Origin of the sequence: Metabacillus malikii, from assembly GCF_030813355.1 — a bacterium.
Lineage (GTDB): Bacteria > Bacillota > Bacilli > Bacillales > Bacillaceae > Metabacillus > Metabacillus malikii.
This window is the reverse complement of the sequence record NZ_JAUSUD010000017.1, coordinates 46,482-68,591: the sequence shown is the minus strand read 5'-3', so window position 1 is coordinate 68,591 and position 22,110 is coordinate 46,482. Positions and strand designations below refer to the sequence as shown.

Genomic DNA, 22,110 nt, shown 5'->3' with positions numbered 1-22,110 from the left:
TCTACACATTTGATAAACTTTTTGTTATTATCAAATTTTTTAATTATTGCACAAATTGTATCACCTTCACCATTGTTTGTCTCGTCTTTTCGTCTCATATTAGGGGAATTTACCGAATAATGTCGGATTATGTTCATCTAGAGGTTTTTAACAGTTTTTTTTGCTTCACACTAACCGTTATATAGCCAATTGATGCCAGTGCCAACAGTACAAAAGAACCGTAATAGGACAATTGATGTTTTATGTAATCTCCGATAAATAATGAGAGTAAACCAACGATTCCCAAAACAAAGAAATGTCGTTTATTATTTTCAAGTACAGTAAAATGATAATTTCTCTGTTCTGCCTTTTCTTTTAATTCGATGTAACGTTGCGGTGCATTGATTAACGTATGAAACTGTCTAAAAACTTGCGCGAATGGTTGATGACTGAGCCATTTTAAGACGAGCTTCCACTTACTTAAGTCTTTTTTATTGACCCAATCGATTAGTTCAGGCTTTGCAACGTTCTGTAGTTCTTCATCTTCAATAATCGTTAACAGTATTCCTTCAATCGTAATGTATGCTCTACCTAAAAAGATAAACCGAGTTGGCACTTGTATAGGTAACGTTTGGACCATTGCATTCATTTCTTTTTTAACAGCGAGTAAGTCCATTTCTTTTAATTGTTGAAAATCAAAATTCACAAATTCCATCAGCATCTTTTCAATTGGCTTTGGATCTGAACCAGGGATTAAGAAACCTAGTTCATTTAATATATTTACCGCTTCTGGGTAATGTTTAAAGAAGATTGCTTCAATTAAACGTTGAAAATTCACCGCATCGCTTTTCGTAATTTCACTAACCATACCGAAATCTAACAAGATGATTTTACCGCTTGTTGTTACTAAAACATTTCCTGAGTGTGGGTCTGCATGGAATAACCCCGCTTCAAGCCACTGTGGTAAAAACAATCTAATCATTTTCTTTGCAAGCTCATTTTGGTCAATCTCATTTTCCTGAAGAAATGCAATATCTGTTATTTTCGCTCCATCAACCCATTCCATCACTAAAATTTTTGATGTACATAATGAGGGAAAAACATTCGGCACGATATAGTTTTCATTATCCTCAAACCGCTCTTTAAAATTAAGGCTCGATGCCAATTCTTGTTTAAAATCAAGCTCTCTCTCAATAACATGCTTCATTTCCTTATACAACATATTAAAGTTTATAAAGCCTTTTGGAATCGGTGCAAAAGTCTTAGCAAACCAAAATAATATAGATAAAATTCTAAAATCAGTGCGCACTATCGCCTGAATTGTAGGACGCTGCACTTTAATTGCAACTGTAGTCCCATCTAATAATACAGCTTTATACACTTCACCAATGGATGCTGAAGCAACCGCATCCCTATCGATAGTAGCTAAATTTTCATCAATTGATGCATTCCATTCTGTTTCAAGTACTGTCTTAATTTCACTCCATGAAGATGGTGGTACTTTATCTACTAATTGGTCAAGCTGCTTAACAAATCCTTTTGGCAGTAAATCGGAACGGATACTTAGCAATTGACCCACTTTAATTAATAAACCCTCTAAGTCAAATAAAGTTTGCCGAAATTGTTGACCAATTCTTTCCCATAGAGCTTGCTTTTCTGCTTCGGACTTCTTTAATAGTTTGTACCAATAAACACGAAAGAGAATTGAAATACCTAATGAAAGCACACGCCACATCCGATATATTTTTATTTCTGCTTTTCTTTTCATGGTAACCTGCTCCTTTATCTATAAGGTAAGTTAATTCTTACAATCTATATCCTCAAGTAATTTCTTATTATACTTTTCTCCCCAATCCTTCATTGCTAGAATAATCGGTTCTAATGTTCTGCCAAATTCGGTCAAGGAGTATTCTACTTTTGGTGGAGTTTCAGGGAATACCTCTCTATGGATGACACCGTCATTTTCCAATTCTCTTAATTGCAATGTTAAAATCCGCTGTGTGATCCCAGGAATTAATGCCCTCAACTGATTAAAACGCTTCGTATCCTCAATAAGGTGAAATAAGATAACACCTTTCCATTTTCCACCTATAACATCAAGCGTAGCTTCGACTGGACATCCTTCAGGACAACCATATCCACTCTTTCTATTTCTCATCTTGGTCACTCCTATTCAATTTTTATATAATCATTTTAGAAAAGGCTAATATGATTATAAACATCCTAATCTTACCATATAAGTTAAACAAATTTGGTGAATATGGAATCTATTCCCTCATTTATTATGGTCATAGAAAAATACGAAACTCTATAACTAACATTTATGTAACTAACTTACTTAATTGTGCCTACTTACAATTCATCACCTTCCTTACTATAATGAACACATAATGAATTTATGAGGAGGAATATGAATGAAAGCAATAGGATTATACAAATATTTACCGATTGAACATATGGACAGTCTTGTTGAGGAATCGATAGAAAAACCAATTCCTAGCAACCGTGACTTACTTGTAAAAGTTCATGCCATTTCGATAAATCCTGTAGATGTAAAAGTCCGTTCTCCTAAAGAAAAGACCGAGAATACCCTTAAAATTCTTGGTTGGGATGCATGTGGAGTAGTTGAAGCGGTTGGTCCGGATTGCTCAATATTTAAAATAGGGGATAAAGTGTATTATGCTGGTAGCATTACTAGGCAAGGAAGTTATAGTGAATATCAGGTAGTTGATGAACGGATTGTCGGCAAGAAACCATTGACATTAACTGATGCAGAAGCAGCCGCCTTACCTCTAACTGCCATTACAGCTTGGGAAGGTCTATTTGAGCGACTCAATATCCCTCTACATCATCCAGAAGAAAATCGAAACAAATCGATTCTAATTATTGGTGGGGCAGGTGGAGTTGGTTCAGCTGCTATTCAATTAGCCAAACTCGTAGGTCTAACCGTTATCTCCACTGCATCTAGAGAAGAAAGTAAGAAATGGGTTGAAGAGTTAGGCTCAGATTACGTAATTAACCACTACAAACCTTTCAAAGAACAGTTAGCAAGTATTGGTTTTGAGGATGTAGACTATATTTTCTGCCTAAATAATACGGACCAACATTGGCAAAGTATGGGGGAAGTAATTGTTCCTCAAGGTAAAATTTGTTCTATTGTTGAAAATAGTGAACCACTTGACTTAAATGTATTAAAAAGTAAAAGTGTCACATTTGTTTGGGAATTCATGTTTACTCGTTCTATGTACGAAACTACTGATATGATTAAACAACATGAACTATTAACTTCATTAAGCCAACTAATTGATGCAGGAAAATTTCGGACGACGTTAAAAGAAATCATTTCTCCTATTAATGCCGAGAACCTTCGAATAGCCCATCAAAAGGTGGAAACAGGGCAAACAATCGGAAAAATTGTATTGGAAGGATTCTAACTTTTTCAAGTTATATATGTAATTCATTGACTAGCTTCATGAATTAAGTGAGAAAATAGTCGATGTATAAAAGATAGAAAGGATAAGAATAATGCCAACATTATTAGATGCATTTGAATTAAAAGATTTAAAACTGAAAAATCGAATTGTGATGCCGCCAATGTGTCAATATTCTGTAACGAATAAAGATGGCAAACCGAACGATTGGCATTTCACCCATTATACGAGCCGTGCCATCGGCGGTGTTGGGCTAATTATTATGGAGATGACAGATGTAGAGCCTGACGGTAGAATTTCAGATTTTGATTTAGGTTTATGGTCTGACGAGCAAATTCCAGCGTTTGAAAAGGTAATAAAAGGATGCCAAGCATACGGAGCAAAAGTCGGCATTCAAATTGCGCATGCCGGCCGTAAAGCTGAAGATGCACCAAAACCTGTATCATCTACAAATCAACGATTTTCAGATGCGTACAAAGAGCCTCATCAATTATCAACCGATGAAGTGAAAGAAATCGTTAAAAAATTTGAGGACTCATTTACGAGAGCCATTAAAGCTGGTGTTGATACGATCGAAATCCATGCAGCACATGGTTATTTAATCCACCAATTCCAATCTCCATTAACGAATAAGCGAGACGATCAATACGGTCAAGATTTGTCGCTGTTCGGTGTTGAAATCATCCAAGCAGCTCGACGTGTCATGCCTGAATCTATGCCATTGATTATGAGAATTTCTGCGGTTGAGTATGCTGAAAATGGGTATGACCTTGACTATTCAATAGACTTAGCCCAGCGATATATAGAGGCTGGTGTAGATATGTTCCACGTCTCATCAGGTGGAGAGAGTGAATCAGGACCTAGCCATTCAGGACCTGGTTATCAATTAGACTTTGCAAAGGAACTAAAAGCAGCTCTTCAAGTGCCAACAATTGCTGTTGGTCGATTGGAGGACCCTAAGCTGTGTGATGAAGCAATCCGTGAAAAAAAAGCAGATTTAGTTGCTGTAGGCAGAGGCATGCTCCGCAACCCATATTGGGCAAATGAAGCCTCTCTTGCATTGGGTGGTAAGCCATTAACACCAAGACCTCTTGCTGCGGGGTATAGTATTTAATACACAAAAGAGGGGTCTGACCCTTCTTTTATAAGTTATTAACTTATACCTTTTTAATAAGATCGCACTTTTGTTTTTTGGAGGGGTCAGACCCCCTTGGAACAATGTACAAGGAGTGCTAAATATGCCCCCACATTTTTTCTTTTTCTATTCAACCCACTGCACAATATCATCAAACGCGCGTCTGATTTTCGGACGTGGTTCTTTGTCGCGATATCCGAAGGCTGCCATAACTGAGATTGCTAAGTGGCCGTCTTCTAATAAGCCTTCTTCGTCTAAGATTTGTTGGACTTTATCAAAATGGAAGCCTTCGATTGGACATGAATCAATACCGATTTGTGCTGCAGCAGTCATCATGTTTGCTAATGCGATATATGTTTGCTTACCAGCCCAATCAAGCATTGTCCGTTCATTATCTAGCAGATGTAAATCTTCCTCTTGAAAGCTTTTATAACGGACCAACATTTTCTCGAAGATTTCAGGTGGAAACTTTTTCTCTTCTAACATTAAATGTTTTACATAATCTGAATCGTATTTCGTATCTTTAATTGTTCTAGCTAAGATGAGCACAAAGTGACTTGCTGTTGGAAGCTGACCTTGTGCCCCCCATGAAACTTCTCTTAATTTTTCACGTAATTCTTTATTTTGCACGACGACAAATTTCCAAGGCTCATAGCCGACAGAGCTTGGTGAAAGGCGCCCTGCTTCAAGAATAAACCGAAAATCTTCATCTGAAATTTTCTTTGTTGGGTCAAACTTTTTCGTCGCATGTCTAAACTGTAGTGCTTCTAATATTTCTTGCTTTTTTTGTTCAATCTTAGTCATCATTGCAACTCCTTTTAGATATGGTCATCGATTATGTAACTTTAACTTTTTAGCGTTACATTTTATATTGTGCTACTAGTAAAAGTTTTTGTAAATTTATACGCTTTTATTAGAGCAAAAAAAGAGTGAGCATCATTTGCTCACTCTTTCCCCTAACGACGATGCTGGACGAGGTCAATCGTACCTAAGACGACATGGGCTAAACCGAAGCCGAATAGTGTGTTGGCCATCATTTTATTTGAACCGCGTTTTTGCTTTAATGCATAGCCGGTTGCTGTTACCGCTGTACCTAATGCAGTTGGAATCATGCCTTCACGAATATTCATCGTCCCATTCCTCCACATCAATGTTAGTTGTGTTATAAAACACATCTACTATCATGTCCTCTTTTGCAGCTTTTATGAGAAGGTACGTCCTGGATATGTTTTGTAAAGGATATAAAGCAACACAACCATGACGATATCTAAACGAGCATTAAAAGCAAAGACAAATATTCCTTCATGTAACAATGGTATTTTCGTCAAAACTATCGATATAACCATTATTGCTAATAGAACGGCTACAGCTTTTTTTACGTATTTATGCAATAAGATTAGTGCTGCACAAATAAGTTCAATAATTGCGAGGATATACATTGAGTTAAGTGGATAGGGTATTCCTATTTGACTAAACATGCTACTCATGTCTGGACCAAACAATTTCATTAATCCTGATGCAATAAATACGTAAGCGACTACATAACGGATAAGCGAGATTGTTGATAGTTGTTTTTTCATAGCAAGTCCCCCTTTGAAACAATTGTATGCTCCTTCTAAAGGGATCATCACTACATTTATTTGTAAACAATTCCCATTAACTTTTCTACTGTTGGGATATCTGCCGGTGCCCACTGTAATGTGTTTAGTTCATGAGGGAATAGCCATTTCATCGCAGTATGTTCTGTTAAAGTCGGTTTACCCTCGGTGAGCTTACATTTAAATGTTTTTAGGTTAACAATGCCAAAATCATACTCGTAAACCGTTTCATCAAGTAGTTTCTCAATCTCAATTTCACATTCCATTTCTTCGATTATTTCACGATGTAATGCTTGTTGTGGTGATTCACCCTCTTCTATCTTCCCGCCAGGAAACTCCCAAAATGATGAGAGAACCTTTGTATTTCCTCTTTGGGCACATAAAATTTTCCCATCCTTCATAATCACAGCACCGACAACATTAATTAACTTTTTCATGATTCCTCCAACCTACGACAGGTCCATTCCATTTAACAATTCTTTTAAGTTTTGCAATTCTTCCTTTGTAAGTGTAACTCCCTTTCCCATTTTTTCATTTGACTGGTCCCAATCACGCAAATCATATTTAGCTTCACGGTCATTCCAGCTTATTAAATTTAATTCTTTTTTCCAACCTTTTGCTCCTTCAGATACTGTTCCTAGCTTTTCTACGATTTCATACTTAATATTAGCCATTTTTCATCATCTCCTCTTTCATATTTTCTTGGTTATTGTCGAAACGATATGTTCCATGTCATTATTTTACGATGAAAAGGTGTTCAGATCTAATCGATTCCCGTTCATAATTAAAAATAGGAAAATTAGACGAAGGGGTTTTATGTCATGACATTAACAAATGAAGACAGAGATTATATTGAGTACATAACAAAATGGCACTTAAATAAACTACCAGACGGTTTAGCGATTGAGGGAAAAAACCACCTTGACGATTTAAGTGTCGAAAAACTAGTGAGTTTATATCATGGAACAGAACAACTAATTTCCGAATTAACCATCGACATTAAAGAAAATCAAAACTATGAACTTTTATTTAAAGCAATTGATTATTTATCAACAAAGTCACTATTAGAATCAACAATTGAGAATAAACTATCTGGTCAAAACATCGTATTTTTACATTAAATCTAGTTAGTCTATTTAAAACCAAATAGAGCACTTAAACATACACAACAAAAACCATAACATTGAAGTAAGTGTTATGGTTTTTGTATGATTTGCTATTTATCAGCCTTATTTAAAAATTGAGTCGATTTCATTTATCTCTGTTTCAGTTAAATCAATATGTAATGTGTTTAAATTATCAATCATCTGTTCGGCACGTTTTGCACCTGGAATTAAGACGTCGATTGAATCTCTCGTTAAATACCACGCGAGGACTACATGGGCAACTTGAGCATTTTTGGCATGAGCAATTTTGCGGAGCTGTTCGACCTTTTCTAAATTACGTACGAATTGGTCACCTTGAAGATGTGGCATATCTGCTCGTAAATCATTAAACGTCATATCCTTTGTATACTTCCCGGCAAGTAATCCAGCTGCAAATGGGAAATAGGGGATAAACGAAATTTTCTGCTCCTTCGTATAAGGGAGGAATTCCTGTTCTGCTTCACGCTCGATTAAATTGTAATTACCTTGAACAACATCAACATAGCCATCTTTATTTGCTTCTTTTAACTGCTCAATTGAGAAATTCGAGACACCAATTGCCCTGATTTTCCCTTCATCCTTCAATTGTTTTAAAGCACCAACAGCCTCGTCCTTAGGAGTCGTTTCATCCGGAAAATGAATGTAATACAAATCAATATAGTCGGTTTGTAGTCTTTTTAAGCTATCCTCAACAGATTGCTTCAAAAATGCGGGAGAGTTATCTACTATTACATCATCTCCAACAATTTTATGTGCTCCTTTTGTCGCAATGACGAGTTCATCACGTTTTCCTGATTCCTTTACAACTTCTCCAACTAACTCCTCTGAACGCCCTGGACCATAAATAAAGGCCGTATCAAGGAAATTCACACCATGATGAATAGCTGTCCGAACTAATTCTTTGCCCACTTCTTCATCTAAATTCGGATAAAGATTATGCCCACCAACAGCATTTGTCCCAAGGCCAATCGGGTTAACAAGTAAATCGGTTTTACCAATACGTGCTTGCTTAGTCATCTTCTTCGACTCCTTCGTGATAGATGTACGCTGTTATCGTACCATATTTGTTCATGTGCATTCCTCTTATTCGCTTGACAGGATTTAACTTTATATTTTTTTGTGATACCAGGTTTTTTCAGTAAAGTTCATATTTGTGTGTAATATTGGTAGGAACGAGTTCGAGCAAAAACAAACACATGGTTAGCGGGAAAGACAGTATCGATTTTACAAGTGAGGGGGTAGGCTGCTGCGGTGGGCATTCGTTTTCGTCTTCATATTCTTTATGAAGATGATTTCTGCTCGAGGTCTTTCTCGTTTTGGTCTTCATACTTTTTATGAAGAACATTTCGGCTCGGAATCTTTCTCGTTTTGGTCTTCATACCTTCTATGAAGAACATTTCGGCTCGAGGTCTTTCTCGTTTTGGTCTTCATACCTTCTTTGAAGAACATTTCAGCTCGGGGACTTTCTCGTTTTGGTCTTCATACCTTCTTTGAAGAACATTTCAGCTCGGGGACTTTCTCGTTTTGGTCTTCATACACTCTATGAAGACCATTTCGGCTCGAGGTCTTTCTCATTTTGGTCTTCATACCTTTTATGAAGACGATTTCTCCTCGGAAGATTTCTCATTTTCGTCTTCATACTTTTTATGAAGAACATTTCGGCTCGAGGTCTTTCTCGTTTTGGTCTTCATACTTTTTATGAAGAACATTTCGGCTCGGGGACTTTCTCGTTTTGTTCTTCATACCTTTTATGAAGAACATTTCTGTTCGGAATCTTTCTCATTTTGGTCTTCATACACTCTATGAAGACCATTTCGGCTCGAGGTCTTTCTCGTTTTGGTCTTCATACCTTTTATGAAGACCATTTCGGCCCGAGAACTTTCTCATTTTCGTCTTCATACCTTTTATGAAGAACATTTCGGCCCGAGAAGTTTCTCATTTTCGTCTTCATACCTATTATGAAGACGATTTCTCCTCGAGGGTCTCTAAGCACTAGCCTCGCTCACATTGTTAAGCCTACATCTCTGTTAAAAAAAGCCATCTATACAAAATTATCTCGCCTGACAATGCTCTGTAATGTTAAAAACAAGTTTCCTTATCTACAAAAAAAAGCTTTGCCTCAACAAGTTGAGATACAAAGCCCTTTCTTTTTCCTACTTATACCATTACTTTACACATGTCATTTGTAAACTCTACAGGATCTTGGATCGGTAGGCCTTCGATTAACAGTGCTTGGTTATATAATAGGTTCGTATATAAATCTAATTTTTCTTTATCATTTTCAAAAGCTGTTTTTAGTGATTTGAAAACGTCATGGTTCATATTGATTTCTAATACTTTATCCGCTTTGACATTTTGATTGTCTGGCATTGCGTTTAGGATTTTTTCCATTTCAATTGTTACTTCACCATCAGCTGTTAAGCAGACTGGGTGATTTTTTAAACGTTTTGAAATGCGAACATCCTTCACTTTGTCTTTTAGGATATTTTTCATGTAATCAAATAGCTCTTTGTTTTCGTTGTTTTCTTCTTCGGTTTGCTTTTTGCTTTCTTCATCCTCAATACCGAGGTCACCGCTTGATACAGATTTAAATTCTTTTTCTTTATAGGACATGATCATTTTAATCGCAAATTCATCAATATCCTCGGTAAAGTAAAGAATCTCATAGCCTTTGTCTGCAACAAGCTCTGTTTGTGGGAGCTTATCGATTCGCTCGATTGATTCACCAGTCGCATAGTAAATATACTTTTGATCTTCTGGCATTCTTGATACGTATTCATCTAACGTTACTTGTTTTTTCTCTTTTGATGAGTGGAACATAAGTAAGTCTTGAAGCAAGTCTTTGTTCGCTCCAAAATCATTGTATACGCCGAATTTAATTTGACGTCCAAATGATTTGTAGAACTTCTCATATTTCTCCCGTTCATTTTTCAATAAGCTTTTTAGTTCATTTTTAATTTTCTTGCCGATATTTTTTGCGATAAGACTTAATTGACGATCGTGCTGCAGCATTTCACGTGAAATATTAAGTGATAGGTCTTCTGAATCGACCATTCCCTTCACAAAGCTGAAATAGTCTGGGAGAAGGTCTGCACATTTGTTCATGATTAACACGCCGTTTGAGTAGAGCTCTAAGCCTTTTTCATATTCCTTTGAGTAATAATCAAACGGTGTTGTTTCAGGAATATATAAAATCGCATTGTAACGGATCGTACCATCAACACTGATATGAATATGTTTTAACGGTTTGTCAAAGCCGTAACGCTTTTCTTGATAGAAGTTTGCATAGTCCTCATCAGTAAGTTCACTTTTGTTTTTTCTCCATATTGGCACCATGCTGTTAATGGTTTGCTCTTCTTCGTATTCCTCAAGCTCATTTTCTTCACTGTCTGCTTTTGGTCTTTGACCTTTAACATCCATTTTAATTGGATAGCGGATGAAATCAGAATATTTCTTAATAATTTCTTTTAGACGGTATTCTTCTAAAAACTCGTCATACTGATCGTCTTCTGTGTTTTCTTTTATTTTTAAAGTAATCTCTGTACCAACTGTCTCTTTTTCAACAACCTCTAACGTATAGCCGTCTGCACCTGTTGATTCCCATTTGTAAGCTTCATCACTACCTAGTGCTTTACTTACAACTGTTACGACATCTGCTACCATGAATGCAGCATAAAAACCTACACCGAACTGACCGATAATGTCATGGCCATCTTTAATTTCATTTTCATTTTTAAACGAAAGTGAACCACTTTTAGCGATCGTACCTAGATTTGTTTCAAGCTCTTCCTTTGTCATCCCAATTCCAGTGTCAGTGATCGTCAAAGTTCGATTGTCTTTGTTAGGTGTTACTTTTATGTAGTAACTATCTTGGTCAAATGTTAACGAATCGTCAGTCAATGCTTTGTAATAGATTTTATCAATCGCATCGCTTGCATTCGAAATTAACTCTCTTAAAAACACTTCTCTTTGTGAGTAGATTGAGTTAATCATCATTTCTAATAATCGTTTCGATTCAGCTTTAAATTGCTTTTTCGCCATGATAACCTCTCCTTTTATGTAGTTGATGATGATTTTACATAATCATTTTAGCACTCAATACACTCGAGTGCTAATCTATTACTTTTAATATCATAAATGATAGTAGTTGTCAATTTAAGGGGAAATAAAAAAAGAGCCTTATCGCTCTTTTTTAGTGTACTTTACATTTTCGTTCTTCTTTAATGCAAATCTGTACTTTTCCCCTTTTTCAATTTGGGTAATTTGCGAATCGTGAACGGTAATTTGTAATGTTCCATACTCCATATTTTCCAAAAGATGAATAATTTTATCGATTACCTCTTTATCAATCTTATTTTTTGAAGACATTTTAAACTCTCCCCTTATAAAGGTTCCCCCATTAGACTTCATTACCATTTATTATTCCAAGTAATTTTATATGATTAGTTGTTTTATATTTTATTATGGAACTTGCTTGAAATCAACTACTAGCTAAATATAATTATCTTTTATTTTTCTATCTCTTTGTTGTGACTTGAAGATTGTCGTTTTTTCTTAAGATTGATAACAGTATAGACAATCGCTACACCCCAAATAAGTAATGTTATCGCATATGCGTACGGCAGAATAGTCGCAGACTCAAACCAAGCATCTAAAAGAGTTCGCATATTGATTAAAATAATAAACCCTCCGACTAGTACACCCATTAATTGTTCATGAAGCTTTTGTACTAACCAAGCAGCAATTGGTGCAGCAACAATTCCACCTATCATGAGTGCGACAACCCATAACCAATTGACTTCTTCCCATCCTAAGGAAATAAGAAATCCTAATGAAGCTGAAACAGCAATTGCAAATTCACTTGTATCAACTGTACCAACTACTTTACGTGGACTCATCCCTTTTCTAGAAAGTAAGACTGGTGTCGCAATCGGTCCCCATCCACCACCGCCTGTCGCATCTGCAAAGCCTGCAACTAAGCCTAATGGGATCGCTTGTTTACGGCTGAGTGACATATCCTTCTTTGTTTTTAATGGCTGAAATTTAAAAAGGAATTTTGTGAAGACATATACACCTAACACAAGTAAGAATAATGAAATATACGGTTTTGCGAGGTCCCCTGGCAAATTGCTTAAAAATGTTGCTCCAACAAAAGCTCCAATTGAGCCTGGAATAATTAAACGATAGACTGTCTGCTTATCGACGTTACCAAACTTAATATGGGAAACACCTGAAGCAGCTGTTGTTACTACTTCAGCCAAATGGACAGATGCTGAGGCAACTGCAGGGACAATCCCAAACGCTAATAACAATGATGTTGATGTTACTCCATATGCCATCCCTAATGCACCATCAATCAATTGAGCTAGAAATCCAATGAATGCAAATACAATTAATTTTCTCATTATATCCTCCTAATTATCGGTTTTTAGAAATTAAGAAAGCCCACTTCTAAAAACTGTTGCTGTTTATATATATGGTTTTGACTGGTGCGAAAGTGCGAGACTTATTCAGAATGGACTCGCCGTGGATACACAAAAATTAACAGTGTACCCTTTTGATTGGAGAATCCATGATGACTTAAGCGAAGATTCGCACCCCGAAGTATTTACTCTGATAGAAACACTAACCAACTCCACCGCTACACACGAGTACTGAATCAGAAATCACCCCTAATCAAAGCCATAAAAAAAGACATAATCCTACTAAAATAGGATTATGCCTTCGGTTGACCGATCGGCTTCTATTTAATTTTCTAATGCTTTTCTCACTAAGACGTTGTCGTTTTTGATCTAATGATGAATAAGAACAATTTTGTTAACTTACTACATCGTATCATTAAGATGATTATAATTCCGACAATTCCTACCTGTCAACTATATTTTTGAATGTTCTTATCATTAACTATGAGGAATTTCTCAAGATTCCTCATGCACTAACGCAATAGGAGCAAGTGATATGTAGACGATAATACTTCATTTTCATTCATTCTGTCGGTTGTAGTCTTACTTTCTTCTCCAAAAAAGGTTTCATCCTACACAAAGGAGGGTATAAAGATACGGGTTTGAAATTTAAGGGGGATATGTAATATGGAATTCAACTTTCAGAATTCATATGAATTAAGAGATTTCATAGTAGTAAACAAGGAATTATTCAAAAAATCATTGTTAACAGAGGCTGTTAATGTAAAGGATAGTATCGATGAGATTTTGCGCATTGGTAATATTGACCTAATCAGTAATGCGCAAAAATTAGTCATTGATATCATTGAAGGGAATGAAAAAGAGCTTCAGTCATTTGCTAAGCATGAGGGGATAGCCTGGGCAACACATTCAATTGAGATAACCTTTAAATTGGAGTGGATCCAAGCGATTCGCAGAACGATATGGAAATTTATTGAGAAGTACAATGAGCTAGCAAATGATAGTTATAGCTTAGAAGAATTGTTCATTCTTGAAAAACAAATTAATAACTTTGTGGACCAATTTTTAAATACATTTTTCATAAGCTATTCTACATATAAAGACAAACTAATACTTGCACAAAAACAATTGGTCGAAAATCTTTCTGTACCAATTATTCCTATTAGTCCTTCAGTTTGTATTTTACCCCTAATTGGATCAATTGATTCTTTTCGGACGATGATTTTAGAAGAAAAGATTTTATCAGAGATTGGGCAGTTGAGAATTGAAACATTAATTTTGGACTTATCTGGAATCGGAGATATTGACGCAGATGTAATTAGTCGTCTATCACATATTATTGATGGGACCGCCTTGATGGGGTGTGAAACTGTTATAACCGGTTTGAGAGCTGAAGTTGTTCGTAAAATGATTAGCATCGGGGTGACATTTTTCAATAAAACGCGGACATTAGGGACTTTGCAGCATGCGTTAAATGAGTATTTTGTTCGTTAAGATTAAGAGCATACAAAGAGGGCAACATATATGGATTTAGACCATTATGTTACCCTCTTTGTATATTACTACAATTTAAAAGTACGGACTACTTCGTTTAAAGATTCAGCAAGTTTTGCTAACTCTTCTGAACTTCTTGCAACCTCGTCCATTGAACTGCTTGTTTGTTGTGTTGACGCAGCGGTTTGTTCAACACCTGCAGCGGCTTCTTCAGAAACAGAAGCTATTTCTTGAATCGAAGTAACCATGTCTCTGCTATCAGCTGACATCTCTGATAAATTTCCCGTTATTTTATTTACATGTTGTACCATCTCATTTATCGCTTGTTTAATTTCTGAGAACATCGTACCTGTTGATTTAATTTGGTTCGTACCTTTTTCAACCTCTTTGTACCCACCTTGAAGTGATTCAGCTACATCTGTTGATTCCGCTTGAATACTCGTTACGATATTCGTAATGTCGCCGATAGAAGCTGTGACTTGTTCTGCAAGCTTGCGAACTTCATCTGCAACGACTGCGAAGCCTCTACCATGTTCACCTGCACGTGCCGCTTCAATTGCTGCATTTAATGCTAAGAGATTTGTTTGTTCTGCAATGTCTTTAATAACTTGAACTAAGTTTGAGATTTCTTGTGACTTTTGGTCCAATCCTCTCACCTTTTGAACTGCATCTTGTACAATTTGATCGATTGCTCCCATCTGCTTAACAGACGTTTCCATTAGCTCTCCACCTTCATTCGTCATATCGACAACTCCAGTAGACGATTGGGCGATCATTTCCCCAAAGGAATTTGCTTCATCCATCTTAACAGAAAACGCATCCATTGTAGACGAAAGCTTTGTTGCTTGACTTGCTTGTGATTCTGAACCTGACGCTAATTCCTGCATTGTACTTGCTACTTGCTGTGTTCCCTCTTTTACTTCGTTTGATGATTGTGTTAATTCTTCGCTATGACTCGTTAATGTACCGGATATCCCTGACACTTGCTGAATAATAGTGCGAAGGTTTCCGCTCATCGTATTCACTGCTCCAACTAGTTGGCCAATTTCATCCTTGCCATTATAAGAAATTTTTTCTACTGCAAGATTACCATCTGCAACTTGATTAGCAACTTTCACAACTTTATTTAAGCCTTTTGAAACGTTCCGGCTAACCAAGAGCGTTAGGATAGCACCAATTATTATCGATAGTACCATTGAGATGAATAGAACTACTCCTACTAATACTTGGCTTTCCTTTGCTTCTGATACTGCTAAATCACGTTCTTCATTTACCGTTGCTCGTAATTCATCTAAATAGGCAACTGTTTCTAGCTGAATATCATTTAATTGGCTAATTATGTTTGCCACTTTAAGTTCATCTACATTATTCTTTGCAGCTACTAAATCTTTTGTAAATATTTCGCTCATTTCTTTATCATTATCAATAATCTTTTCATACAGGCTCTTTTGTGCGTCTGTATCCATTTTCCCAATAAGTTCAGCCTCAAGCTCATCATAGATGGCACGTTGCTCTTCAAATTGATTTAAAAAATCGAGCCCGGGTTTTTGATTATATTGTAAAATCCGTATATACTTTGCCCTTGTGACAGAACCCATTTCTGTTACGTTAACAGCACGTTCTGAGCGTCTTTCTAGTTCATCAATGTTACCGCCTACATCACTGACTAATTTTAAAACAAATGCTGTTGATGCACCAAATAAAATGAATAAAATAGCTAATATAATGCCATATTTCCAACCGATTTTTAGATTACGAAAATTAAATGCTTTCATCCAGTTCCACTCCTTCACTCGTTATATCGACAATATTTTTATATTTTTTAGGTCTTTTGTTGTATAAATTTCATTGTCGACTTCAGTTTCATACCCCATTATTAATTCTTTTTATCCATTCTTGTGCAAATATGTCATATGACTACGATTAGAATAATGGTTTAGGAATTAGGACTGTTAAAAACGGATAAAAACTAATCTTCTACATTGCTCAGTTATGACGCATCACCAGTACTAATACAGTACTTCTATTAATAGAATAAAGGGATTTCTATTCAGAAAGGATGAATCAAGCATGCAATATCAACATACACCGTATCGTAATCCACAACGCAAGCAGCCGCACACAAACGTAGTAACCGTAGGTGGCGAAGGAATTGTCATCGTTAACCCAGATGAAGCATTATTGAGAGTAGGTGTCACGACCGAACGGCCTAACTTGCAAGTTGCCCAACAAGAAAATGCTGACGTGTCTAATCGAATTGTTTTTGCCCTTCACCAGCTTGGCATTCCGCCTCAGAATATCCAAACTTCACAGTATGTCGTGCGTCCGCAATATAATTATGTTGATGGAATTCAAACATTGCGAGGGTATAGTGTCGAGCACTTTTTCCAGGTGCTTGTTAATGACCTAACGATTATTGGAGATTTGTACCGAGTGGCAATTGAAAGTGGAGCAAACTATACAGAGGATTTGCAATTCCGAATCTCAAACCCTGAACAGTTCGAAAAGCAAGCATTAAAGAAAGCCATTCTACATGCAAAGGGGAAAGCAATCGAAATTGCGCAAACAATCGGTGTGACGTTAAATCCAATTCCTATTATCGTAACTGAAGAATTGAAACAACAGATTCAGCCATTCCAAGGTTCATACCAAAGCTTTTCAGCAGCTGTCCCTCCGATCCAATCTGGTCAAATCATACTTCATTCGTTTGTAACAGCAACATTCGAATATTTTTAGTGGTTTATTGACTGGGGCATTTCATTTGTTTTCGGTGATAAATGTAAGTCAAGATTTGCATTTAATGATGCATAGAAAATCTCATCCACCTTCAACCCTTGTTTTTTGAGCCGCTCAAATAGCCAGGTTTCTTCAACTTTAAAATAGTGTAATGTGCTTTTATCAACCTTTCCTTCGATAATGACAGGATATGACACTTGATTTGCACCAGTCTGAAGCTTGAAATCCTGACGAGTTACCGAAGTATATTCATCCTTCTTAAAGATGGAGAGGTTTCCATTTGGTTCGATAATTCCTAACTGAACAGTTGATACATCAAATATTTCCTTCTCTCTAAGCATAGATAAAAGATTATCTAATGAATATTGGATTTTCTTTAAATTTTTATTAATAAATGTTCCGTTAACGATGACAATTGTCGGTTCAAATGTTAGTAGTCTACCTACTTTTCGATAACGTATGATCAGTTTTGATATCATCTTTTGGAAAGCAGCTAACACTATCACTGTGACAGCAGTCGGCAAATGCTCAATTTCCGGGTCGGCAATATCAGCACCGACTACAGCACCAAGTGTAATAATCACTAAAAAATCAAATACTGGCAGTTCTCCAATCGAGCGCTTTCCCATAAATAATGTTGCTACTAATAATAAAGGTAATATAGTAAAGATTCTCCCTATTACTAGTAATATATCCTTCATATCAACCATTTCACACAGCTCCTGAAGTTAATCGTTACTCTATTAACTTTGTATGAAATCGATTAAATTATACAGCGCTTCCACTTTTACCTATATACGTAATTTTTAGATAAATGTGGTAAAATAGGAGTGAGGTGGTTAATTTGAAAAAATATATTGTATTTCTTGCTAGCTTCATGTTGTTATATGTTGCTTATCAATACATATCTGGGTTTATCCTAACATTAATGTATACCCCCGATTTTTCAGCCTTTAATATGGATGAAATTGAAAACTTAACTCAAGAAGTAACTTTTGGACAGCAATTTCCATTTTCAAGTGACTTGATACCATTTATTATTTGTGGTTCACTTGCATTCATCTTGTCAGAAAAATTATGGTTAGGAAAGAACGAAAAATTTCCTATATGACTTTTTTGGCGGAATGATAAACGGTAATGAACTGGATCTAGGTCTTTGACAGGGGTTTATACCCTTTAAATTAATTTAAAGGGTATATTAAAAATGCGGATTATCTGTTAGAGGTGCGCCACTAATTCTTTTGCAGTGTTCCTGTTTTTATTGTGGGTGACTCAAAAAAATTCCATACATTTTAAGTCACCCTCGGGTAGTGCATTATTTTAATTCTTTAACAGAAATCGCTGGTGAAATAACGTCTTGAACACACCCTGCTAAATCATTCTCCTTTAACAAGCCTAATTCTAATGCGGATTTTATTTTCGCTTCATCAGGTCTTTTTTGGATGAGCTCATCCATATGTAGTGACTCTAACTTTGCAACCGTTGCCTCTTGTTCGAACTTTTCTGTTTTTCTAATTTGTCTTTGCAGCTTATAATCGCCTATCACGACTTCACCTTTCATTTGTTTTCCAACCATCTGATCGAAATAATCATGGAACTCTTTTTTAAGGTTATTCAATTCTGACTCAATTTCCTTTTTCTTACGATTTAGTTGAACATAATAGGCTAATTTTTCTCTAGTAACAATTGTATTTTCAAGCTTCACTGGTTTCCCCCGCTTTCTGCTAAGTTAGTTCATCATATTGAGGGAACCTTGCAATTATTCCAGAGAAAATAAGAAAAGCACATGCACCTTGAACAAACCCAAAAAGTATAAGACACTAAACGAAATTTTATAACTACTTAACCAACATTAAAAACACATGCCGCTCACAAAGCGGCATGTGTTCTAGTACTTATGAAACTTTAAATCTTCCAACAATTGCTTCCAAATCAGTTGCTAGTTCTGATAATGTACTCGTTGTTTTCGCAACTTCTTCAATAGATGCTAACTGTTCTTCCGTAGCAGCTGCTACATTTTCAGTGCTTGCTAATGTTTCCCTAGAACCCTTTGACATTTCCTCCATTGCTTTATCAGTCGCTTCAAAATCAGAGGTGATCTGCTGAGTCATCGCTGCAACTTCCTGAACTTGTGATGTGACCTGTTCAATCGCAGTCATTATCGCTTGGAATTCACGAACAGTCAACTCTGAAAATTCAAGACTCGATGAAACATTTTCTTTTACGAACCCTATTGTTTGTACTGTTTCTGATGAATCCTGCTGTATCGTCGCAACGAGGTTCTCAATTTTACTCGCAGATACATTCGTTTCATCTGCTAATTTGCGAATTTCCTCTGCAACAACCGCAAAGCCTTTCCCTTGTTCTCCTGCCCGGGAAGCTTCTATAGCGGCATTTAATGCTAATAGATTGGTTTGCGAAGAAATATCGGTAATTAATTTTGACATGTCCTTGATTTCCGCTGCACTTGTCACAAATGATTGCACACCTTGTATCGCTAATTCGACTGATTGATGGACCGTTTCGATATGGTCAACCAATTTCTTCACAAGATTTGTCCCATTTTCAGCCTTTTTATTCATCGTATTGGAGATGTCTGCTACATGATTTGAATTATTTGCTACATCCGCTAAGTTTTGAAGTGAAGCTTGAACAGCGTTACGACTGCTTTCCGTTAAACTATGATGCACTTCACTGCTAGCAGCAATTGCTTGCATTGTTGAAGAAACTTGTCTTGTACTCTCTTCTGATTGAATTGTACTTGCAGAAAGCTGTTCAGCTGAACTCGCTACATGTGTAGAAGAAACACCGATTTGAACAATCATTGCTCTCAATGAATCGACAAAACGATTAAACGAATTTGCTAGTTGTCCAAATTCATTTTTCCCTTTGAACTCAACGCGTTTCGTTAAATCTGCCTCCCCATTCGCGATATCATCCATTTGCTTATTCAACATGTGTAACGGTCCTAAAATAGACTTCAATAATAGGATACTTAACATTACGCCAACTACGGATGAAATGATTGTGGTCAGTAGTAATATAAGATTATTCGTTTTTGCATTCGCTTCATTTTCCGTAATCAAGTGCTGAACAGACTGGTCAATATCTGAAACAACCGCATTTACAGCAGGGTCTAATACTTCCTTCCTTAACGTTCTTTCTTCATTAAAATGTAGACTTTTTGCGGCATCTGGATCTGCTTCATACGTGCTAATTACGTTTTGATTCATCTCCCAAAACAACTCGAAATCTTGGGATAATGTTGCAACTGCTTCGATTAATTTAGGACTTTCTACAATTTTTTGAATGTCTTCTATTGTTTTCTCAATATCTTTTGCCTTTTCTTCCATCCCTGTTGTGTATTCATCATCACCCGTAATGATAAATGCACGTTCATCATTCGAAAGTCCAGCAATCCGATATTGGACATGTTTGACTAGCTTTTGAGTTTCCATTTGATTTTTCAACAGTTCATTTTGTTTATTTGTTGATTCTATAACCGCCCCTGAAAAAATACCTAATCCGATTATTGTGAGAATTAAGATGGTAACGATTATTAGTAGTTTTGTTTTTATTTTCAAGTAATAAATCTCCTTCCAAAAACATCATGACCCCTTAGAGGAAATAGTCCCCTTTCTTATATCGGTCGAATTTACTACTTGTTTACAGAAAAGTAAAATATATCGTTCTGACTGAAATATTATGGAGAGAGCGATCCACGCATTGTAGCATCACTTTCTGAGGGATAGATGGGGATAGAATAGGGCCCTTGTAATTTGTAAGGAGCCCCACTAAATAGAGTATTTTTTACTATTATTCTAATGTAAACGGTCAAAATCTTTACTTAAAGATGCTCGTTTTAATCGCTTTGTTCTTTTTAAATGTGCTAAATCGTCTTGATTATCGTACATTAGCTGGTAATAGTAATAATTGATATACTCAAGAATCGCAAAAAGGTAAATGAAGCCTACTAGAAGGAAACCATTAAAAGGTAACCTATCCGAAAAGCGGAGATAGTCAACAATGAATGTGAATGGTGTGATGATTATGAACAGAACATTCCATTTCATAAAGCCTTTCATTCTTTTTACAACTTCAATCGGTGTAATCGATGTATTCTCATGCTTAAGCCGTTTCCATTTCGTATACCAATAGAACGTACCTTGAATAAGCAGAAATTCTAAGAAAAAGAATGAAACACAAAAGCTGATTAAATGGTATAAGTGCAACGAAGGATAAGTAAAATGCACAAGAATACTTAAGAAAATGAAGGCGATTGTAGCTGTTAATTCCCCTGTATATAGATAGGACAGCCTTTTAGCTAGTTTTGTTTTCATTGGATTACCTCAAATCTGTAAACTTTTGCAAATAATTTGTCAACTTTTTTAAAAAATCACTCAACTTCTAGAAAAAATCTCCCAACTTTCACAAAAAATCTGTCATTCGACAAAATCCTCCTCTCACCTAAGCAATAATTGTTGTTGATTCCTCAATAAAATCTCACCAACTTGTTCCACAGTATTAGCGATATATGTAGGATTACAAGCTTGCAACTCTTCAATGTCGCCATAACCATATGTTACGCCCATTGCGTCAATGCCTACCTGATTCGCACCAATTAAATCATGCTTCCTGTCACCAATCATAATAAAATCGTTCAAATCATACTCGCCGTATTCGGCAATGATGTATTGAATGATTTCAGCCTTTGCGGATCGAGTTCCATCTAAATTACTTCCGACGATATGTTCAAAGTATTGTCCAATTTGAAAGTAGTCTACGATTGTTTTGGCAAATACAGTCGGTTTTGAAGTAGCAACTGCTAGTCGATAGCCTTGTTGCTGTAATTCAGCTAACAGCTTTTGAATACCATCATATGGCACATTTTCATACATGCCCTTCTCTTTAAATCTCTCGCGGTACAAAGCGGTCGCCTTACTAATCTCGGCTTCACTAAACCCATAATATTCTGCAAATGAGACATGTAATGGCGGTCCGATAAAACATTCAAGGTTATCTAAATTCGGCTCATCAATCCCCATCCGTTTCAGAGCATATTCAACAGATTTTGTTATTCCTTCTTTTGGGTCTGTTAGTGTTCCATCTAAGTCGAATAAAATTACTTTATAGTTTTTCATCTCGGTCTCCTCTTCTATTAAACTAGTC

Annotated in this window: 23 protein-coding genes; 6 read left to right on the top strand and 17 right to left on the bottom strand. The window is 36.2% G+C overall.

Annotated elements, in window-relative coordinates:
• Positions 1 to 133: 133 nt before the first annotated feature.
• Both J2S19_RS15615 and J2S19_RS15610 read right to left on the bottom strand, forming a co-directional pair.
• Positions 134 to 1,747 (bottom strand): ABC1 kinase family protein, encoded by a 1,614-nt coding sequence (locus tag J2S19_RS15615; protein ID WP_307344042.1) that lies wholly within the window; start codon positions 1,745 to 1,747, stop codon positions 134 to 136.
• A 30-nt stretch (positions 1,748 to 1,777) separates the two neighbouring features.
• The gene (locus J2S19_RS15610; RefSeq protein WP_307344041.1) at positions 1,778 to 2,137 is read right to left on the bottom strand and encodes a winged helix-turn-helix transcriptional regulator; all 360 of its coding nucleotides are present in this window, start codon (positions 2,135 to 2,137) and stop codon (positions 1,778 to 1,780) included.
• Between the two features lie 256 nt (positions 2,138 to 2,393).
• Here J2S19_RS15610 and J2S19_RS15605 point away from each other — a divergent pair, with 256 nt between their 5' ends.
• Positions 2,394 to 3,413 carry a zinc-binding alcohol dehydrogenase family protein gene (locus J2S19_RS15605; RefSeq protein ID WP_307344040.1) on the top strand — a complete coding sequence of 340 codons (1,020 nt, stop codon included), beginning with the start codon at positions 2,394 to 2,396 and terminating at the stop codon, positions 3,411 to 3,413.
• Between the two features lie 91 nt (positions 3,414 to 3,504).
• Entirely contained in the window at positions 3,505 to 4,524 is a 1,020-nt protein-coding gene (locus tag J2S19_RS15600; protein WP_307344039.1) for an NADH:flavin oxidoreductase/NADH oxidase, read from the top strand.
• Between the two features lie 147 nt (positions 4,525 to 4,671).
• On the opposite strand, the gene J2S19_RS15595 is transcribed toward J2S19_RS15600, so the two are convergent.
• From J2S19_RS15595 to J2S19_RS15575, 5 genes are all read right to left on the bottom strand, one after another.
• Positions 4,672 to 5,349: an NAD(P)H-dependent oxidoreductase gene (locus J2S19_RS15595; RefSeq protein WP_370875156.1), complete on the bottom strand. Its 678-nt coding sequence runs from the start codon at positions 5,347 to 5,349 to the stop codon at positions 4,672 to 4,674.
• Between the two features lie 152 nt (positions 5,350 to 5,501).
• Positions 5,502 to 5,675: an asparagine synthase gene (locus J2S19_RS15590; protein WP_307344038.1), complete on the bottom strand. Its 174-nt coding sequence runs from the start codon at positions 5,673 to 5,675 to the stop codon at positions 5,502 to 5,504.
• 72 nt (positions 5,676 to 5,747) lie between these two features.
• Positions 5,748 to 6,125: a DoxX family protein gene (locus tag J2S19_RS15585; protein ID WP_307344020.1), complete on the bottom strand. Its 378-nt coding sequence runs from the start codon at positions 6,123 to 6,125 to the stop codon at positions 5,748 to 5,750.
• Between the two features lie 56 nt (positions 6,126 to 6,181).
• Entirely contained in the window at positions 6,182 to 6,580 is a 399-nt protein-coding gene (locus tag J2S19_RS15580; RefSeq protein WP_307344018.1) for a (deoxy)nucleoside triphosphate pyrophosphohydrolase, read from the bottom strand.
• Between the two features lie 12 nt (positions 6,581 to 6,592).
• Positions 6,593 to 6,817 carry a YdbC family protein gene (locus J2S19_RS15575; RefSeq protein ID WP_307344016.1) on the bottom strand — a complete coding sequence of 75 codons (225 nt, stop codon included), beginning with the start codon at positions 6,815 to 6,817 and terminating at the stop codon, positions 6,593 to 6,595.
• Positions 6,818 to 6,964: 147 nt separating this feature from the next.
• Here J2S19_RS15575 and J2S19_RS15570 point away from each other — a divergent pair, with 147 nt between their 5' ends.
• Positions 6,965 to 7,264, top strand: a complete 300-nt coding sequence (locus tag J2S19_RS15570; RefSeq protein ID WP_307344014.1) for a hypothetical protein — start codon at positions 6,965 to 6,967, stop codon at positions 7,262 to 7,264.
• A gap of 108 nt (positions 7,265 to 7,372) precedes the next feature.
• On the opposite strand, the gene J2S19_RS15565 is transcribed toward J2S19_RS15570, so the two are convergent.
• From J2S19_RS15565 to J2S19_RS15550, 4 genes are all read right to left on the bottom strand, one after another.
• Positions 7,373 to 8,305 (bottom strand): aldo/keto reductase, encoded by a 933-nt coding sequence (locus tag J2S19_RS15565; RefSeq protein ID WP_307344010.1) that lies wholly within the window; start codon positions 8,303 to 8,305, stop codon positions 7,373 to 7,375.
• 1,140 nt (positions 8,306 to 9,445) lie between these two features.
• On the bottom strand, positions 9,446 to 11,329 hold the full coding sequence (gene htpG / locus J2S19_RS15560) for a molecular chaperone HtpG (RefSeq protein WP_307344007.1): 1,884 nt from the start codon (positions 11,327 to 11,329) through the stop codon (positions 9,446 to 9,448).
• 138 nt (positions 11,330 to 11,467) lie between these two features.
• Positions 11,468 to 11,656, bottom strand: a complete 189-nt coding sequence (locus J2S19_RS15555) for a YezD family protein (protein WP_307344005.1) — start codon at positions 11,654 to 11,656, stop codon at positions 11,468 to 11,470.
• A gap of 140 nt (positions 11,657 to 11,796) precedes the next feature.
• Positions 11,797 to 12,693, bottom strand: a complete 897-nt coding sequence (locus J2S19_RS15550) for a sulfite exporter TauE/SafE family protein (RefSeq protein WP_307344002.1) — start codon at positions 12,691 to 12,693, stop codon at positions 11,797 to 11,799.
• Between the two features lie 684 nt (positions 12,694 to 13,377).
• Here J2S19_RS15550 and J2S19_RS15545 point away from each other — a divergent pair.
• Positions 13,378 to 14,205, top strand: a complete 828-nt coding sequence (locus tag J2S19_RS15545; protein ID WP_307343998.1) for an STAS domain-containing protein — start codon at positions 13,378 to 13,380, stop codon at positions 14,203 to 14,205.
• A 68-nt stretch (positions 14,206 to 14,273) separates the two neighbouring features.
• Here the strand turns inward: J2S19_RS15545 and J2S19_RS15540 are convergent, their stop codons facing one another.
• On the bottom strand, positions 14,274 to 15,980 hold the full coding sequence (locus J2S19_RS15540) for a methyl-accepting chemotaxis protein (RefSeq protein WP_307343995.1): 1,707 nt from the start codon (positions 15,978 to 15,980) through the stop codon (positions 14,274 to 14,276).
• Positions 15,981 to 16,275: 295 nt separating this feature from the next.
• Here J2S19_RS15540 and J2S19_RS15535 point away from each other — a divergent pair, with 295 nt between their 5' ends.
• On the top strand, positions 16,276 to 16,941 hold the full coding sequence (locus J2S19_RS15535; protein WP_307343992.1) for an SIMPL domain-containing protein: 666 nt from the start codon (positions 16,276 to 16,278) through the stop codon (positions 16,939 to 16,941).
• Here the strand turns inward: J2S19_RS15535 and J2S19_RS15530 are convergent.
• Positions 16,938 to 17,651, bottom strand: a complete 714-nt coding sequence (locus J2S19_RS15530) for a DUF421 domain-containing protein (protein WP_307343989.1) — start codon at positions 17,649 to 17,651, stop codon at positions 16,938 to 16,940. The genes J2S19_RS15535 and J2S19_RS15530 overlap by 4 nt on opposite strands.
• A gap of 134 nt (positions 17,652 to 17,785) precedes the next feature.
• Between J2S19_RS15530 and J2S19_RS15525 the strand changes: the two genes are divergently transcribed.
• Positions 17,786 to 18,052 carry a hypothetical protein gene (locus tag J2S19_RS15525; RefSeq protein ID WP_307343986.1) on the top strand — a complete coding sequence of 89 codons (267 nt, stop codon included), beginning with the start codon at positions 17,786 to 17,788 and terminating at the stop codon, positions 18,050 to 18,052.
• Positions 18,053 to 18,256: 204 nt separating this feature from the next.
• Here J2S19_RS15525 and J2S19_RS15520 read toward each other — a convergent pair whose 3' ends face one another.
• The 4 genes from J2S19_RS15520 to J2S19_RS15505 form a co-directional block, all read right to left on the bottom strand.
• Positions 18,257 to 18,646 (bottom strand): hypothetical protein, encoded by a 390-nt coding sequence (locus tag J2S19_RS15520; protein WP_307343983.1) that lies wholly within the window; start codon positions 18,644 to 18,646, stop codon positions 18,257 to 18,259.
• Positions 18,647 to 18,836: 190 nt separating this feature from the next.
• Positions 18,837 to 20,525, bottom strand: coding sequence for a methyl-accepting chemotaxis protein (locus tag J2S19_RS15515; protein ID WP_307343980.1), 1,689 nt, complete (start codon positions 20,523 to 20,525; stop codon positions 18,837 to 18,839).
• Positions 20,526 to 20,762: 237 nt separating this feature from the next.
• Positions 20,763 to 21,281, bottom strand: coding sequence for a general stress protein (locus J2S19_RS15510; RefSeq protein ID WP_307343977.1), 519 nt, complete (start codon positions 21,279 to 21,281; stop codon positions 20,763 to 20,765).
• Positions 21,282 to 21,404: 123 nt separating this feature from the next.
• Positions 21,405 to 22,082, bottom strand: coding sequence for an HAD family hydrolase (locus tag J2S19_RS15505; protein WP_307343974.1), 678 nt, complete (start codon positions 22,080 to 22,082; stop codon positions 21,405 to 21,407).
• Positions 22,083 to 22,110: the final 28 nt, after the last annotated feature.

Excerpts from the sequence above, each read along its gene's own strand:
- J2S19_RS15615 (WP_307344042.1), bottom strand. The coding sequence starts at position 1,747 with ATGAAAAGAAAAGCAGAAATAAAAATATATCGGATGTGGCGTGTGCTT.
- J2S19_RS15610 (WP_307344041.1), bottom strand. The coding sequence starts at position 2,137 with ATGAGAAATAGAAAGAGTGGATATGGTTGTCCTGAAGGATGTCCAGTC.
- J2S19_RS15605 (WP_307344040.1), top strand. The coding sequence starts at position 2,394 with ATGAAAGCAATAGGATTATACAAATATTTACCGATTGAACATATGGAC.
- J2S19_RS15600 (WP_307344039.1), top strand. The coding sequence starts at position 3,505 with ATGCCAACATTATTAGATGCATTTGAATTAAAAGATTTAAAACTGAAA.
- J2S19_RS15595 (WP_370875156.1), bottom strand. The coding sequence starts at position 5,349 with ATGACTAAGATTGAACAAAAAAAGCAAGAAATATTAGAAGCACTACAG.
- J2S19_RS15590 (WP_307344038.1), bottom strand. The coding sequence starts at position 5,675 with ATGAATATTCGTGAAGGCATGATTCCAACTGCATTAGGTACAGCGGTA.
- J2S19_RS15585 (WP_307344020.1), bottom strand. The coding sequence starts at position 6,125 with ATGAAAAAACAACTATCAACAATCTCGCTTATCCGTTATGTAGTCGCT.
- J2S19_RS15580 (WP_307344018.1), bottom strand. The coding sequence starts at position 6,580 with ATGAAAAAGTTAATTAATGTTGTCGGTGCTGTGATTATGAAGGATGGG.
- J2S19_RS15575 (WP_307344016.1), bottom strand. The coding sequence starts at position 6,817 with ATGGCTAATATTAAGTATGAAATCGTAGAAAAGCTAGGAACAGTATCT.
- J2S19_RS15570 (WP_307344014.1), top strand. The coding sequence starts at position 6,965 with ATGACATTAACAAATGAAGACAGAGATTATATTGAGTACATAACAAAA.
- J2S19_RS15565 (WP_307344010.1), bottom strand. The coding sequence starts at position 8,305 with ATGACTAAGCAAGCACGTATTGGTAAAACCGATTTACTTGTTAACCCG.
- htpG (WP_307344007.1), bottom strand. The coding sequence starts at position 11,329 with ATGGCGAAAAAGCAATTTAAAGCTGAATCGAAACGATTATTAGAAATG.
- J2S19_RS15555 (WP_307344005.1), bottom strand. The coding sequence starts at position 11,656 with ATGTCTTCAAAAAATAAGATTGATAAAGAGGTAATCGATAAAATTATT.
- J2S19_RS15550 (WP_307344002.1), bottom strand. The coding sequence starts at position 12,693 with ATGAGAAAATTAATTGTATTTGCATTCATTGGATTTCTAGCTCAATTG.
- J2S19_RS15545 (WP_307343998.1), top strand. The coding sequence starts at position 13,378 with ATGGAATTCAACTTTCAGAATTCATATGAATTAAGAGATTTCATAGTA.
- J2S19_RS15540 (WP_307343995.1), bottom strand. The coding sequence starts at position 15,980 with ATGAAAGCATTTAATTTTCGTAATCTAAAAATCGGTTGGAAATATGGC.
- J2S19_RS15535 (WP_307343992.1), top strand. The coding sequence starts at position 16,276 with ATGCAATATCAACATACACCGTATCGTAATCCACAACGCAAGCAGCCG.
- J2S19_RS15530 (WP_307343989.1), bottom strand. The coding sequence starts at position 17,651 with ATGGTTGATATGAAGGATATATTACTAGTAATAGGGAGAATCTTTACT.
- J2S19_RS15510 (WP_307343977.1), bottom strand. The coding sequence starts at position 21,281 with ATGAAAACAAAACTAGCTAAAAGGCTGTCCTATCTATATACAGGGGAA.
- J2S19_RS15505 (WP_307343974.1), bottom strand. The coding sequence starts at position 22,082 with ATGAAAAACTATAAAGTAATTTTATTCGACTTAGATGGAACACTAACA.